The 14,786-nt window shown below is 70.7% G+C and carries 15 protein-coding genes; 10 read left to right on the forward strand and 5 right to left on the reverse strand.

Annotation, left to right across the window (positions count from 1 at the left end; genetic code table 11):
- The first annotated feature begins 112 nt into the window (after positions 1–112).
- A complete protein-coding gene (gene map, locus ABZV58_RS25045; RefSeq protein ID WP_355002575.1) occupies positions 113–880 on the forward strand; it encodes a type I methionyl aminopeptidase in 768 nt (255 codons plus the stop codon).
- Positions 881–896: 16 nt separating this feature from the next.
- Here the strand turns inward: map and ABZV58_RS25050 are convergent, their stop codons facing one another.
- A complete protein-coding gene (locus tag ABZV58_RS25050; RefSeq protein ID WP_355002576.1) occupies positions 897–1,616 on the reverse strand; it encodes a glyoxalase in 720 nt (239 codons plus the stop codon).
- Between the two features lie 115 nt (positions 1,617–1,731).
- Here ABZV58_RS25050 and ABZV58_RS25055 point away from each other — a divergent pair, with 115 nt between their 5' ends.
- The 3 genes from ABZV58_RS25055 (at position 1,732) to ABZV58_RS25065 (ending at position 3,357) form a co-directional block, all read left to right on the forward strand.
- Positions 1,732–2,280 (forward strand): PadR family transcriptional regulator, encoded by a 549-nt coding sequence (locus tag ABZV58_RS25055; RefSeq protein WP_355002577.1) that lies wholly within the window; start codon positions 1,732–1,734, stop codon positions 2,278–2,280.
- Between the two features lie 24 nt (positions 2,281–2,304).
- Positions 2,305–2,691, forward strand: a complete 387-nt coding sequence (locus tag ABZV58_RS25060) for a PPOX class F420-dependent oxidoreductase (protein ID WP_355002578.1) — start codon at positions 2,305–2,307, stop codon at positions 2,689–2,691.
- Between the two features lie 165 nt (positions 2,692–2,856).
- On the forward strand, positions 2,857–3,357 hold the full coding sequence (locus ABZV58_RS25065) for a DUF4333 domain-containing protein (protein ID WP_355002579.1): 501 nt from the start codon (positions 2,857–2,859) through the stop codon (positions 3,355–3,357).
- A 69-nt stretch (positions 3,358–3,426) separates the two neighbouring features.
- On the opposite strand, the gene ABZV58_RS25070 is transcribed toward ABZV58_RS25065, so the two are convergent.
- Both ABZV58_RS25070 and ABZV58_RS25075 read right to left on the reverse strand, forming a co-directional pair.
- Positions 3,427–4,743, reverse strand: coding sequence for a metallopeptidase TldD-related protein (locus tag ABZV58_RS25070; RefSeq protein ID WP_355002672.1), 1,317 nt, complete (start codon positions 4,741–4,743; stop codon positions 3,427–3,429).
- A gap of 95 nt (positions 4,744–4,838) precedes the next feature.
- The gene (locus tag ABZV58_RS25075) at positions 4,839–6,383 is read right to left on the reverse strand and encodes a TldD/PmbA family protein (protein WP_355002580.1); all 1,545 of its coding nucleotides are present in this window, start codon (positions 6,381–6,383) and stop codon (positions 4,839–4,841) included.
- A gap of 197 nt (positions 6,384–6,580) precedes the next feature.
- Between ABZV58_RS25075 and ABZV58_RS25080 the strand changes: the two genes are divergently transcribed.
- Complete coding sequence (locus tag ABZV58_RS25080) at positions 6,581–7,237, forward strand: helix-turn-helix domain-containing protein (RefSeq protein WP_355002581.1); 657 nt, start codon at positions 6,581–6,583, stop codon at positions 7,235–7,237.
- A gap of 7 nt (positions 7,238–7,244) precedes the next feature.
- Here the strand turns inward: ABZV58_RS25080 and ABZV58_RS25085 are convergent, their stop codons facing one another.
- Entirely contained in the window at positions 7,245–8,012 is a 768-nt protein-coding gene (locus tag ABZV58_RS25085) for a TSUP family transporter (RefSeq protein ID WP_355002582.1), read from the reverse strand.
- A gap of 121 nt (positions 8,013–8,133) precedes the next feature.
- On the opposite strand from ABZV58_RS25085, the gene ABZV58_RS25090 reads away from it, so the two are divergent.
- Positions 8,134–9,312 (forward strand): histidine kinase, encoded by a 1,179-nt coding sequence (locus ABZV58_RS25090; RefSeq protein ID WP_355002583.1) that lies wholly within the window; start codon positions 8,134–8,136, stop codon positions 9,310–9,312.
- Position 9,313: 1 nt separating this feature from the next.
- Here ABZV58_RS25090 and ABZV58_RS25095 read toward each other — a convergent pair whose 3' ends face one another.
- Positions 9,314–10,015, reverse strand: a complete 702-nt coding sequence (locus tag ABZV58_RS25095) for a DUF4132 domain-containing protein (protein WP_355002584.1) — start codon at positions 10,013–10,015, stop codon at positions 9,314–9,316.
- A gap of 118 nt (positions 10,016–10,133) precedes the next feature.
- On the opposite strand from ABZV58_RS25095, the gene ABZV58_RS25100 reads away from it, so the two are divergent.
- From ABZV58_RS25100 to lnt, 4 genes are all read left to right on the forward strand, one after another.
- Positions 10,134–10,793, forward strand: coding sequence for a response regulator transcription factor (locus ABZV58_RS25100; RefSeq protein ID WP_067791887.1), 660 nt, complete (start codon positions 10,134–10,136; stop codon positions 10,791–10,793).
- Between the two features lie 83 nt (positions 10,794–10,876).
- Positions 10,877–11,401, forward strand: coding sequence for an FxsA family protein (locus ABZV58_RS25105; protein WP_355002585.1), 525 nt, complete (start codon positions 10,877–10,879; stop codon positions 11,399–11,401).
- Positions 11,402–11,454: 53 nt separating this feature from the next.
- Positions 11,455–13,053 carry an amidohydrolase gene (locus ABZV58_RS25110; RefSeq protein WP_355002586.1) on the forward strand — a complete coding sequence of 533 codons (1,599 nt, stop codon included), beginning with the start codon at positions 11,455–11,457 and terminating at the stop codon, positions 13,051–13,053.
- Positions 13,054–13,055: 2 nt separating this feature from the next.
- Positions 13,056–14,780 (forward strand): apolipoprotein N-acyltransferase, encoded by a 1,725-nt coding sequence (gene lnt / locus ABZV58_RS25115; protein ID WP_355002673.1) that lies wholly within the window; start codon positions 13,056–13,058, stop codon positions 14,778–14,780.
- Positions 14,781–14,786 lie beyond the last annotated feature (6 nt).

The raw sequence follows: 14,786 nt of genomic DNA on the forward strand, positions 1-14,786 counted from the left end.
CGGCGAGTTCTCGCGTGCGGCTGGTATTTAAATACCGCCGTAGCTAGGCTGGTATAAAAATACCGGCTGGGCGTGTGCTCGCCGGTGGGATTCGGCGCAGTGGAGGTCGGGAATGGTGGAGTTGAAGTCGCCCGCGGAGATCGCTCGGATGCGGGTGGCGGGGGAGTTCGTCGCGGACGTGCTCGCCGAGCTGCGCACCAGGGCGCGGGTCGGGGTCAACCTGCTCGACCTGGAAGCCTATGTGCGCGAACGCATCCGGGAGCGCGGAGCGGTCTCGTGCTATTGGGATTACGCGCCGTCCTTCGGGCGCGGTCCGTTCCGCAACACGGTGTGCCTGTCGGTGAACGACGCTGTGCTGCACGGTCTTCCGTTCGACTACGCCCTACGCGACGGTGACGTGCTGAGCATCGACCTCGCGGTCGGTGTCGACGGCTGGGTGGCCGATTCGGCCATCACCGTCATCGTCGGCACGGCGGCGGAGGCGGACCGGAAGCTGGTGCGCGCCACCGAGGAGGCGCTCGCCGCCGCCATCGCGGTCGCGGTGCCCGGCAACCACATCGGCGATCTCTCCGCGGCCATCGAAGAGGTGGCCCGCTCCTACGGCTTTCCGGTCAACACCGAGTTCGGCGGGCACGGTCTCGGGCGCACCATGCACGAGGACCCGCACGTGCCGAACGCGGGCCGCGCCGGTCGCGGGTATCGGCTGCGGCCCGGGCTCACCCTCGCCATCGAGCCGTGGTTCGCCCGCACCACCGACCGCATCTACACCGACGCCGACGGCTGGACTATCCGCTCCGCCGACGGCTCGCGCACCGCGCACTCCGAGCACACTGTCGCGATCACCGCCGACGGACCGCAGGTGCTCACCCGAGCCTCCTGACGAGACCCCTTCCGGCTCAGCGCGTTTCGGTCAGCCACCGCTCCAGATCGGTGCCCGCCCCGAGATCGACGGCCACCGCCGCGCGATCCTCGTCCGAGAGGTTCAGCGTGCGCACCTCGCCGCGGTACCGGGCGGCGCGCTCGGGGTCTTCCGCGGCGACGGCGATCTCGGCGAGCATGGCCAGCGCCCGCGCGCGCTCCACCGGTGCGGCCGTGGCGGCGAAGCGGCCGAGGCCGACTTCGAGCACCCGCGCGGCGGCCTCGTCGTCGTTCTTGAAATCGCGCAGAATCCGCGCGTTGTCGAGCACCTTCGCCAGATCCGCCAGCTCGGACGAACCGCCGTACTCGAGTTCGCTGGGTTCGTCGCGCTGGATGAACAGCAGGGTGTTGCCGTCGGGGTCGACGAGGGTGAAACGGCTCTGTCCCGGCCGGAAGCGGGTGATGCGCGGGCGGCCCTTGGCGGGCACCTTGCCGAAGGCGGCGCGCAACGCGCCGGTGAGTTCACGGTGGCGCGCGGCCACGTCGTCGACCATCACCAGACAGCCGACCCGCTCGGCCGGTATCGCGAAGTCCTTGGGCGGCGAGTTGAAATGCACTGGGCAGCCGTGCGCTTCGAGCGCGAGATAGACGTAGGGGCGGGTCTGTTCGTGGGTCACCGTGTATCCGATGGCCCGGTAGAAGTCGAGGGTGGCGGTCGGCGACGCGGTCCACAGCACCGGAACCGGGAAGTCGTCCATGAGTCCTCCGAAGCGTACTAGTCAAACTTGATTACTGGGAGGCTAGGGGCGTTCGTTCGCGGAAGTCAAATTTGAGTAGCATGAGTCGTTCGTCGCACGGAGAAGGGAGTCACGCGTGGCGGCCGTCCGTCTGCTCGTCCTCGGGGTCATCCGCACCCGGCAACCCGCCCACGGTTACGCCGTGCGGCGCGAGTTGCTGTCCTGGCGCGCCGAAACCTGGACGAACGTCAAGCCCGGCTCGATCTACCACGCGCTCAAACAGCTGACGCAGGAAGGAAAACTGCGCGCGCTCGGCACCGAGAGCAGCGATCAAGGACCCGGCCGGATGCTGTACGAGCTCACCGAGGCGGGCGAGACCGAGTTCCGCAGGCTCATGGACGCCGCGCTGGTCAGCATCGATATGGAAGAGCTCGGCGCCGCCATCGCCTTCATGGACGCGCTGCCACGCGCGCACGTCATCGCGAAGCTGGGGGAGCAGCGGCGCAACGCGGCCGCTGTTCGCGACGAGCTGATCGCCATGATCCCGACCTACCCCGGTCGCTACGAGTCGCCGCACATGCCCGACCTGCTGGAGCTCTGGAGCGGCGTCTTCGACAACCTGACCCGGTGGACCGACGGTCTGCTCGCCCGGCTGGATTCGGGCGAGTACCGCATGCCCGAGTGACCGCGTTGCGGATACGCTGCGATCATGACGAACTCGCTCGGGGACGCAGGCTCCGCCGACTACGTGCAGCTGACCACCTACCGTAAGGACGGCACGCCCGTCGCCACGCCGGTGTGGGCGGTCGCCGAGGGCGACAAGCTGTATGTCTGGACGGTCACCGACAGCTGGAAAGTCAAGCGGCTGCGCCGGAATCCCGCCTGCACCGTGCAGGCGTGCGACTACAGCGGCAAGCGGCTGCACGGCGCCGTCGTCGCGGGCACGGGCCGGGTGCTGGATGCCGAGGGCACCGAGCGCGTGCGCAAGTTGCTGCGCAGGAAGTACTGGCTGCTCGGGCCGCTCGTCATCCTCGGCAGCAACCTGCGCAGGGGCAAAGCGGGCACGATCGGCATCGAGTTCACCCCGGACGCGTAGCCCGGGCCGAGCGCCCGGAAAGTCCGGAATAGGCAAGGCGGACACGGAGTTTCCGGGGGACCGGCGGTGCGGCGATCACGGCTCGGCTATTGTTCGTCGGGCATACCGGGGTAGTCCCCAGGCGGACACGATGTCTCGACCCTGCCCCGGGGGGAGGGATCGTTCATGACAGCACCGACTCGGCCGCCGCGGGCCTCACAGCCCTACCCGGTCGCCGAACATCCGGACACCGGCGAATTCACCGACAGCGGCTGGCTTCCCGTGCTCGTCGCCGGCTTGGTCGCCGCCGTCGCCATCGCGATCGCCGGTGTCATCGCCGGACTGGTGGTGGTCAACATCCGCGAGAGCGCGGTGGCCGACAACCCCGTTCGGACGCCGGCCGCCTCGGCGCCGATGGCGCAGTCCCCGGCGCCCGTCGCGCCGGTCCGCGCCGTCGAGCCCGCGCCCCAGCTGCTGGACCAGGTGGACCTCCAGCGCGGCGTGCAACTCGTCCTCATCGACTCCTACGGCATCGACGACGTCCGCGACGTCCGCTGCCCCGCTGGCCAGACCGTGACGGTCGACGCGAGCTTCGACTGCCTCGTGAAGGTCGGCAGCACACAGAAGTCCGTGTCGGTCACCATCACCGACACCGACGGCACCTACGAGGTCGGCCGCCCGTACTGAGGCCGGTCACCGCAACGATCCCACCCCGCACGGGCCGCCGCGAGAACGCGAGCGGCCCGGCGTCGTGTCTCAGGTGGCCTGACTGACCGAGGACATGTGGAAGTCCGGAATCCGCAACGGCGGCATGGCGGTTCGGGTGAACCAGTCCTTCCACTCCCTGGGCAGCGCGGTCTGGGTGGCGCCCGCCTCGGTGGTCCTGCGCAACAGATCGATCGGGCTCTCGTTGAAACGGAAGTTGTTCACCGCCGCGGTGACCGCTCCGTTCTCCACCAGATACACGCCATCCCTGGTGAGACCGGTCAGCAGCAGGCTCGCCGGATCCACCTCGCGGATGTACCAGAGCGTCGTGAGCAGCAGACCGCGTTCGGTACGCGCGATCATCTCGTCCAGACCCGCCCCGGAACCGCCGGTGAGCAAAAGATTCTCGCCGGGCACGGTCGCGGTGGCGTCGAATTCCGCCGCCGTGGCGCGCGGATAGACGAGCGATTCCACGACACCCTCGCGCAACCAGTCCACCCGCTCGGCGGACAGGCCGTTGTCGAAGACCGACAGCGCTTCCGACGAGGCGGGCGTCGCGACGAAGGGCCGATACTCCAGTCCCGTGGCGACGGGATCGGAGTACAGCGTGAGCGGAATGTCGGTGAGCCGCTCGCCGATTCGAGTACCACCCGCGCGGGCGAAGGCGTTGTGGCCCTCGTGCGCGCCGCGGCCCTCCATCGACCACGCCAGATAGATCATCAGGTCGGCGACCGCCGAGGGCGGCAGCAGCGTCTCGTAGCGGCCCGCGGGCAGCTCGACGCGGCGGCCCGCCCAATCCAGGCGGCGGTTCAGCTCGACGAGCAAGCCCGGTGTGTCGACATCGGTGAAATCGGCGGTGCCGACGCCGACCCAGGCGCTCGCCAGCTCCGCGCCCGCGCCGCGTTTTCCGTTGATCTCCACTGAACCGGTCGGCTGCACGAAGCGGCGGCGGATGCCGGTGGAGGTGCCGAGCCAGGTGGTGTGCATCTGGTGGTGGGCGAAGCCGTAGAGCTGGTCGGCGCCGTCGAAACCGGCCGACAGGTCACGCGCCAGATCCGCGAACACCTCGATACCCGTGCTGCCGGGCGACTCTGCCCAATCCGCGGCGCGTGCGTCCGATTCCAGCAGTGGCATGGCGTCTTTCGCGGGTTCGGCGGTGCGCGCCGCCGCCTCACTGGCCCGCACGATCGCCTCGATCTCTGACGAATCGACGCTCGTCGAGCTGACGCTGCCGACCCGGGCCGCGTGCGGTCCGTCGCGGAAGATCGAGACCACCGCCCAGCCCCGCGACACCGAGGAGCCGTTGGTCGTCATGGAATTGCCCGCCCAGCGCAGCGAGGCCTCGTGCGCGTCGGTGACGATCACCATCGCCTCGTCGGCGCGGGAGAGGGCCAGCGCCCGCTCGACGACCTCGCCCGCGGGCGCCACGCCGCGCGCGTCCACCGTGTCGATGCCCGGCTCGCTCACTGACCCGCCTCCGTCCTGGTGTTGAGAACGTTGATGCCGCGCACCAGGATCGACGGACAGCCGTGGCTGACCGCGGCCACCTGACCGGGCTGTGCCTTACCGCAGTTGAACGCGCCGCCCAGCTGCCAGGTCGACGGGCCGCCGACGGCCTCCATCGCGCCCCAGAAGTCGGTGGTGGTGGCCTGGTAGGCGACGTCGCGCACCTGCCCGTCCAGCGCGCCGTTGCGGATACGGAAGAAGCGCTGCCCGGTGAACTGGAAGTTGTAGCGCTGCATGTCGATCGACCAGGATTTGTCGCCGACGATGTACAGCCCGTCCTCGACCCGCGAGATCAGCTCCTCGGTGCTGGTGTCGCGCTCCGGATCGGGTCGCAGCGAGACGTTGGCCATCCGCTGGATCGGCACGTGGTGCGCGGAATCGGCGTAGGAGCAGCCGTTGGAGCGCGTCAGCCCGAGCCGCGGTGCGAACGCCCGGTCGAGCTGGTAGCCGACGAGCACGCCGTCGCGCACCAGATCCCAGCGCTGCCCCGCGACGCCCTCGTCGTCGTAGCCGACGGTGGCAAGGCCGTGCCGCTCGGTGCGGTCGCCGGTGACGTGCATGATCGGCGTGCCGTAGCGCAACGTGCCGAGCTTGTCCGGTGTCGCGAACGAGGTGCCCGCGTAAGCGGATTCGTAGCCGATGGCGCGATCGTATTCGGTGGCGTGCCCGATGGATTCGTGGATGGTCAGCCACAAATTGCTGGGATCGATGACCAGATCGGTCGGGCCCGCGGTGACGCTCGGCGCCTTCACCTTCTCGGCGAGCCAGCCGGGGATCCGCGCGAGTTCGTCGTCCCAGTCCCAGATTCCGTCCGCGCCGGTGACGTACTCCCAGCCGCGCCCCGCCGGTGCGGCGAGGGTGCGCATGGTCTCGAAGACGCCCGCGGCCGAGTCGACGGTGATCGCCTCCAACTGCGGGTGCAGCCGGACCCGCTGCTGGGTGATCGACGAGCCCGCGGTGTCGGCGTAATACGTCTGCTCCTTGACCTGCAACACCGAGGCGGTGACGTGGTCGACGCCGTCGGCGGCGGCCAGCCTGCCCGAATAGTCTTGCAGCAGCGCGACCTTCTCGGCGGTCGGCACGGTGAACGGGTCGAGATCGTAGGCCGAGACCCAGTGCGCGCCGTCGTAGCGCGGCTCGTCGGCCAGCTCGACGTGCTCCCGGTTCAGCTCGCGCAACGCTTTCGCCACGGTGACCGCGCGGCGCGCCACCTCGGCGGCGGTGTCGGCGGTGAGCGCGGCATGCGAGGCGAAACCCCAGGTGCCGTCGACGATCACGCGGACGGCGAAGCCGAGATCGGTGGCGTTGCTGATCGCCTCGACCCGCCCGTCCCGCAGCCGGATCGACTGGGTGACCAAACGGTGCACTCGTAGGTCGGCGTGTTCGGCGCCCGCCGCGGTGGCCGCGGCGAGCGCGGCGTCGGTCAGCGCGGACAGTGGTAGCGCGCGGAATTCGGCGTCGATCGCCGAGCCCGACGTGTCCTCGGAAGTCGCGATGCTCACCCCGGCAACGCTACCGGGTTCTCGCCGACCGGTCCGCGCGCCGTTCCGCGGCGGTGCGCGTCTCGCGCGAAAAGCCCAGCGGCACAGCGACGATCCGTCCAACGCCAGGCCTGACGTGCGCTATCGTTCCGACGCGAACGGCGCGCGCGAGACCCGGGTTACCGCATCGGCGCTGCGGAATGCCGTACTGTGCCCGCGTGCCGCCATCCGCCCTCCGTGACCGCAAACGTGAACGTACCCGCCGCGCTCTGCTCGAGGCCGCCGTCGAGCTCTTCGAGACCAGAGGCTACGACGACACCACGGTGGCCGACATCGCCGCCGCGGCGGAGGTGGGCACGCGCACCTTCTTCAACTACTTCGCCAGCAAGGAAGAACTGCTCTTCCCCGAGCCGGACGAGCGGGTCCGGCTCGCGGTGGCCGCGATCGCCAGCCGCCGCGTCGGCGAGCGTCCGGTCGAGGTGCTGCTGCGCGCGCTACGGGCGGCGGGCGACAACCCGGGCGAACATCTCGTCGACGATCTGGGCGCCCGCATCGCCGCGGTGCGCGCCCAGGTCTCGCGGACCGTGCCCGCGGTGAGCGGACGCGCCGCGCACGCCCAGCTGGTGGCGCAGCGCGAGATCGGCAGGCAGCTGCACGCCGCGTTCCCCGACGAACTCGACGAGGTCGGCGCCGCGGCGCTGGTCGGCGCGGTGGTCGGCGCGGTCTCCGGCGCGCTCACCGTGCTCTTCCAGCAGCCGCATTCCGGACCCGAGGACGGCGAGCGGCTGCACCGGAAGATCCACGAGACAACCTCCAAAGTCTTGCGGCCCTGGCTCGCCTCCACCTGCACGGCCCACGCCGAACCGGTCGGCTGAGCACGGCTCAGCCGAACTGCTGCCAGCCCAGGCGAATCACCATCGCCACCACGACGACGAGCAGCACGATGCGGACGAATTCCGCGCCGCGGCTCAGCGCCATCCGTGATCCGGCGATCGCGCCCGCGACGTTGGCCACCGCCATGGTCGCGCCGAGCGCGAACAGGATGTGCCCGGTGAGACCGAAGAAGATCAGCGCGCCGACGTTGGACCCGCAGTTGATCACCTTCGCCATGGCCGCGGCCCGCACGAACTCGGTGCCGAGCAGGGTGGCGAAGGTGATGATCAGGAAGGTGCCGGTACCCGGACCCAGCAAGCCGTCGTAGAGCCCGATCAGTCCGGCGGCCAGCGCCACCACGAGCACCACCTTGCGGCGGGTCGGCGGATGGGTCGCCATGGTGACGCCGATGGATGGGCGCAGCGTCACGAAGATCGCGACCGACACCAGCACCACCATGACGATCGGGATGAACAGGTCGCGGTCGATCAGCGAGACCGCCGCGGCGCCGACAGCCGCGGCCACGGCGGCGATGCAGGCCGCGGGCAGCAGCACTCGCCACTGCATCGGCACCTTCTTGGCGAACGTCAGCACCGACGCGGTGGTCCCCGCGACCGCCGCCAGCTTGTTGGTGCCCAACGCGGTCTGCGGCGCGATGCCCGGCGCTACCAGGAACAGCGTCGGCAGGATGATCAGGCCGCCGCCGCCGACCACGGCGTCGACCCATCCTGCGGCGGTCGCGGCCGCCACCAGCGCCGCCCAATCTGCGAGATCCACGCTGCAAGACAACCAGACGTCCCATGTTTTCCGCTGCCTGGGACGGTCCGGCACCGCCGGTGCGGCCACGGACAGCCGCATGCCCGCGGCGAACGCGGAGGTACGCCTTAGTCTGGCCGTCATGCGCCGGTTCAGTCTGTGGCTTCGCGGCAAGCCCCTCGTTGCGGATTCCATCCTGGCGTTCGGGCTGCTGCTGCTGGACCTCACGGCCATCGGCGACACCGATCAGAAGGCCGTATATCTGGTGGTCGGCGGGCTGCTGCCGATCCCGGTCGCGTTCCGCCGGGTCTACCCGAGGGCCATGGCCGCCACCCTGCTCGGCCTCGCCCTGTGCACCACACTGCTGAGCTACGTGCTCGACGACAAGGCCGTGCACCCGGCGCTGCTCGCCCTCGGGATCATGCTGTACACGCTGGTCGCCTATGTCGGCAGGCGCGAGGGACTATTGCTGCTCGCCGGTCTGGTGCTCGACACCGCGTCGTCCACCCTGCTGCTCGATCAGCCGGTCTGGTCGACGCTCGCGTTCATCGCGCTGTACTACGCGCTGTGCTGGACCCTGGCCGAGTTCAACGGCGCGCGGCACGCCTACGACGCCGAGGTCGCGGCCCGGCTCGCGGTCGCCGACTACGACAGGGAGCGGCGCACCCACGAGGCGGTCGCGCTGGAACGCACCCGCATCGCGCGCGAACTGCACGATGTCGTCGCGCACGCGGTCAGCGTCATCATCGTGCAGGCCGACGGCGCGAAGTACGCACTGCGCCGTGACCCGGACAGCGCCGAACAGGCCGTCACCACTATCGCCAGCACCGGCCGTGAGGCGCTGCGCGAGCTGCGTCGCACCGTCGCGCTGCTGCGCACCGAGCACGCGCCGGACCAGCTGCCGCAGCACGGCACGGCGGGCATCGCCCGGGTGGTGGAGATGATGCGCGGCACCGGCCTCGCCGTCGAGCTCGAGCTGACCGGCGACATCGACGACGTCGCCCCCGAGGTGAGCCTCGGCGTGCACCGCATAGTGCAGGAGTCGCTGACGAACACGCTGCGCCACGCGGGCGCCCACCCGAAGGCGTGGGTGCGGGTGCAGCGCCGCGACAGCGACGTCCTTGTCGAGGTCACCGATTCCGGCGGCGTTCCGGTGCACGGGCCCGAGGCCAACCCGATCAAGGGCAGCGGCCTCGGGCTGGTCGGCATGCGCGAACGCATCGCGGTGCTCGGCGGGACCTTGGACGTCGGGCGCGCCGCCGACGGCGCCTGGCGGGTGCGCGCGACCATCCCGCTCGAGCCCGACGGGACGGATTGCTGACCTAGTCGAAGACCGCCGCGAGTTCGCGAAGCACCTCGCTCGCGGTGATCGGATCCAGCGCGCCGAAGGCCGTGTCGCCGCACCGGCGCCACCACGACGACACCGGCGGCGAACTCAGCTCGACCGCCTCGATGACCCGCTCGCCCTCCGGTGCGGGGTCCTCGACGGCGATGCCGTCGTCCAGGTGCAGCAGCACCTGGAGATCGCCCTCGACCGGCCGGTAGAAGTGATCGTGCACACCGTCGACCGGAGCGCCGCGACGCCAGCCGAAATCCTCCAGCCGCAGCAGCGCGTGCGTGGGCACCATGCGGTGCGCGAAACGTTCCAGCGAGGTCGCCGTGCGCTCCCGCTCGGTCAGTGCGTGCACCTCCCGAGCGAGTTGCGGAAAGGGTTGGCGCAGTTCGTGATCGGTGAACTGGCTGACCCAGTACGGCAGCTCCTCGGCGAGCTGTAGCGGATGGGCGACGGCGATGCGCGCCGAGTCGACGCCGATCGTTCGCCCGTCACGGTCGGTGGCGGCGCCGTCCGCCCCGATTCGAAAGGAAATCTCCGGGTTGGCCCGCTCGTCGAAGCCCAGCCACACCAACCGTCGCGCCGGGTGGCGCAGGGACGGATGGTCCAGGACGGCGACGCGGTGCTGGCCGCCGGTCCACGTGCGCTGCTGAATCATCGCGAGCTCCAGAAGTTGAATCTGTTCGCACATCTCTCCACCACGAGAGTCGATTACAGGGAACGCAAGAGAATAGCGACGCGCGCCGACAATCCCGTGAGACGCGCGGGAGGGTAACCGAATCGTCGCCGGGCACCGCTAGATTGGAGCCGTGCCGATCACCGTTCTCGTAGTCGACGACCAAGAATTGATGCGCATGGGCCTGAAGATGGTGCTCGGCGCGCATCCCGACATCGAGGTGATCGGGGAAGCCGAGAACGGAGCCGCCGCCGTCGGCAAGGCCAAGGAACTGCGCCCCGACGTGGTGCTGATGGACGTCCGGATGCCCGTGGTCGACGGCGTGACGGCGACCGGCCGCATCGTGGAGGCGGGCGACGGCTGCCGCGTCCTGGTGATGACCACCTTCGACCTCGACGAACACGCACTCGGCGCGCTGCGCGCGGGCGCCAGCGGCTTCCTGCTCAAGGACACCCCGCCCGAGGACCTGGTCTCGGCCATCCGCAGCGTGGCCGCGGGCGACGCGGTGGTCTCGCCGAAGGTCACCAAGCGGCTGCTCGACCGGCTCATCGCCGACGATCCCGCGGGCATGCGCGACCCCTCGGTGCTCGACGTGCTCACCGCGCGCGAGCGCGAGGTGCTCGAGCAGATCGCCGCTGGCCGCTCCAACGCCGAGATCGCCGAACAGCTCTACCTCTCCGAGGCCACCGTGAAGACGCACGTCGGCCGGGTGCTCACCAAACTCGGCCTGCGCGACCGGGTGCAGGCCGTGGTGCTCGCCTACGAGACCGGGTTGGTGCGGCCCGGCGGCTGAATCTCAGCGAGCTATCAGCCGCGCCCGGGAGAAAAACTCCGCGGGCGGGCGTTGGTAGGGGTAGATCGTCCGGAAGGAACGCCATGCCCGCTCTTCTGTTCGTGCTCTACGTGGTCGTAGAGATCGCCGCGCTGTTCGCCGTCGGTCAGCTGATCGGCGTAGTGCCCACCATCCTGCTGCTCATCGCGGGCTCCGCCGCGGGCATGCTGCTGATCGGCTCGCAGGGGCGGCGGGTGATCGAACAATTCCGTCGCGCCGGACGCGGTGAGGTCGCCCCGGGCACCGCCGTCGCCGACGGCGCGCTGGTCGCGACGGGCGGCGTCCTCATGTTCGTGCCCGGCCTGGTGACCTCGCTGTTCGGCCTGTTGTTGCTGCTGCCGCCGACCAGGACGCTGGTGCGTCCGGTCGTCACCGCGCTGGCCGCGCGTCGCTTCGGCCGCTTGGTGCGCAACGCGCCGTACCGCGGCGTCGTCATCGACGGTGACGAGGTAGTAGACGGCGTGGTGGTGCAGCAGTATTCGTCCACCCCGTCGGCTCCGCCGACTGCCGTCCCCCAGTGGTACGACGACGGTCAGGGCAACGCCCGCCGCGCGGTCGGCCCGGCCTGAGGCGCCCGTCCACGGTGATCGACCGAATCCGGGATACGGCAGACTGGTGACCCGTGGGTACCCAGTTGCTGCTCGGCGGTCGTTTCTACAGCTCTAGTTCACCGGACGCGACCGCGATGGCGGTCGCCGACGGCACAGTGGTGTGGCTCGGCGCCGAACAACCCGGCCGGGCGCTGCATCCGGACGCCGAGATCATCGACTTGGACGGCGCCTTCGTGGCGCCCGCGTTCGTCGAGCCGCACGTGCACGTGACGGCGCTCGGCCTGAGACTCACCGGACTCGACCTGTCCGGAACACGCTCGCTCGCCGACTGTCTCGCGGCGCTGCGCGACCATGCCGCGGCCCAGCCCGGCGGCGCGATCCTCGGTGACGGCTGGGACGAGACACGCTGGCCGGAGGGCCGCCCGCCGACGGTCGAGGAGATCGACGCCGCCGCGGGACCCGGCCGTCAGGTGTACCTGACCCGAGTCGACGCGCATTCGGCCGCGGTGTCCTCGGCCCTGCTGGACACCGTCCCCGAGGTGACCTCGACGGCCGGGTTCACCAGGGGCGAGCCGCTACGCGGCGCGGCGCACCACCTCGTGCGTTCTGCGGTGCTCGGCGGCCTGGACCGCGCCAGGCGCGACGAGGCCCGCCGCGCCGCGTTGGACGCGGCGGCGGCGCGGGGCATCGTGGCCGTCCACGAATGCTCGGGACCCGACATCGCGGGTCGCGACGACGTGCGCGAACTGCTGGCATTCGAGCACGGTGTGGAGGTCCGCGCCTACTGGGGCGAGGCCGTGACCAGCGCCGAGGAGGCCAAGGCACTGGTCACCGAACTCGGCGTGCACGCGCTCGGCGGCGACCTGTTCGTGGACGGCTCGCTCGGTTCGCACACCGCGTGGCTGCGCGAACCCTATGCCGACACGCCCGGGACGGGAAATGGATATCTGGACGCCGAGGCCATCGCCGCGCACCTGCGAGCGTGCACCGCAGCGGGCATTCAGGCGGGCTTCCACGTGATCGGCGACGCCGCCATGGACGCGGTGGTCGCGGGCTTCCAGCGGGTCGTGGACGAGTTCGGCGGCCCGGCCGTCGCGGCGCGCGGGCACCGCGTCGAGCACGCGGAGATGCTCGACGCCGAGCAGATCGGCAAGCTCGCCGCCTGGGGCGTGATCGCCAGTGTGCAACCGGTTTTCGACGCGACATGGGGCGGCACGGACGGCATGTACGCGGCCCGGCTCGGCGCCGAGCGCGCGGCCACGCTGAATCCGTTCGCGGCCATGGCCGCCGCGGGTGTGTCGCTGGCCATCGGCTCGGACGCGCCGGTCACCGAACTGAATCCGTGGCTGGCCGTGCGCGCCGCGGCGAATCACCGCACGCCGGGCCACGGCATCTCGCCGCGCGCGGCGTTCGCGGCCGCCACGCGCGGGGCCTGGCGCGCGGGCGGCGTGCGCGACGGCATCGCGGGCACCCTCGTGCCCGGCGCGCCCGCCTCGTACGCCGTATGGGAGGCAGGCGATCTCGTCGTCGCGGCGGCCGCCGACTCGGTGCAGCGCTGGTCCACCGATCCGCGGTCCCGCGTGCCGGGACTGCCGCCGCTGGAACCGGATTCGGCGGCGCCGCGATGCCTGCGCACCGTGCACCGCGGCGTCACCCTGTTCGAGGCATGACGATGCCCGGCCTGACGCGCACCTCCCGCGCACCGGAGCGGCTGCGCGGCGTGGCCGCGCGTTCGCTGGCCGCGCTGATCGCGGGACTGCTGCTGTTCGGCAGCTTTCCGCCGCGGCCGTTCTGGTTCCTCGCGCCGGTCGGCATCGCCGTGCTCACCGCGACGGTGCGCGGCGCGGGCGGCCTGCGCGGCGGCTTCGGCTACGGAATGCTGGCGGGCTTGGGCTTTTTCGTGCCGCTGCTGCCGTGGACCGGAATCTACGTGGGGCCGCTGCCTTGGCTGGCGCTCTCCACCACGTGCGCGGTGTATATCGGGCTGTTCGGCCTGCTGGCCAACCTGGTCGGGCGGCTGCCCGGATGGCCGCTGTGGGTGGCGCTGGCCTGGGTGACCACCGAATGGGTTCGATCGAGCTTCCCTTTCGGCGGATTCCCTTGGGGTCGGCTGGCTTTCGGTCAGGCGGATGGCTGGTTCCTGTCGCTGGCCGCGGTGGGCGGCGCGCCGCTGATCGGCTTCGCGGTGGCGTTGACGGGCACTGGTCTCGCGGCGTTGATCGGACGGCTGGCGACGCTGCAAGCGCCCGCCGCGCCGGGCGAGGCCGCAGCCGCCGAGGAGTCGAAGGACGCTGCGGGCGTACCGAACTCGGCGGACGAGCTGTCCGGGAGCGGCCCGGCCGTCACGACGAAACCCCGGCTCGGCACCGCGTCGCGGACCGGAATCGTCACCGCGGCAGCGACTCTGGCTGTCATGCCGCTCGCCGGAGTGATCCTCCGGACCGCGCTGCCCGCCCCTGACGACGGTGACCGGACGATCACAGTCGCCGCGATTCAGGGCAGCGTGCCGCGCCTCGGTCTCGACTTCAACGCGCAGCGACGCGCGGTGCTGGACAACCACGTCCGGCGCACCGAGCAGCTGGCCGAGGGCGTCGCCGCGGGCCGGGCGCGCAAGCCGGATGTGGTGATCTGGCCCGAGAACTCCTCCGACATCGATCCGCTGCGCAACGCCGACGCGGCGGCGCTGATCACGCGGGCCTCCGACGCGATCCAGGCGCCGATCCTGGTGGGCGCCGTGCTCGTGAACGGCGATCGCACCACGACGAATTCCGTGATGGTGTGGAACGGCGCGGAAGGTCCGGCGGACCGGCACGACAAGAAGATCATCCAACCGTTCGGCGAATACTTGCCGATGCGTTCCTTCTTCCGGCTCTTCTCCGAATACGCCGACCGCGCAGGCTATTTCGTGCCGGGTGACGGTGACGGCACAGTACGCGCCGCCGGCTTGGACATCGGCGTGGCGACCTGCTACGAGGTCGCGTTCGACCGGGCGTTTCGCGATTCGCTGCGGGCCGGCGCGGAATTGCTCACCGTGCCGACCAACAACGCGACCTTCGGCGACAGCGAGATGACTTATCAGCAGCTGGCGATGTCGCGGGTGCGCGCGGTGGAGCACGGCAGGGCACTGGTGGTCGCGGCCACTTCGGGTGTCAGCGCGATCGTCACCGCCGACGGAGCGGTGCCGCAGCAGACCGAGTTGTTCGTGCCCGCGGCCCTCGTCGCGGACCTGCCGTTGCGCACCAGCACCACTTTGGCTACTCGAATTGGCGCCGCACCCGAATGGGTCTCGGCTATCCTGACCGCTGCCGCCGTCGTTGTTGCGTTGTCCCACCGGCGGAGGTCGCGGTCTGTTCACGCGACCTGGCAGGGCTTTTCGGCCGACCAATCGGTCGGCTGACCTGGA

This window comes from Nocardia sp. NPDC004654 (assembly GCF_040609595.1).
GTDB lineage: Bacteria > Actinomycetota > Actinomycetes > Mycobacteriales > Mycobacteriaceae > Nocardia.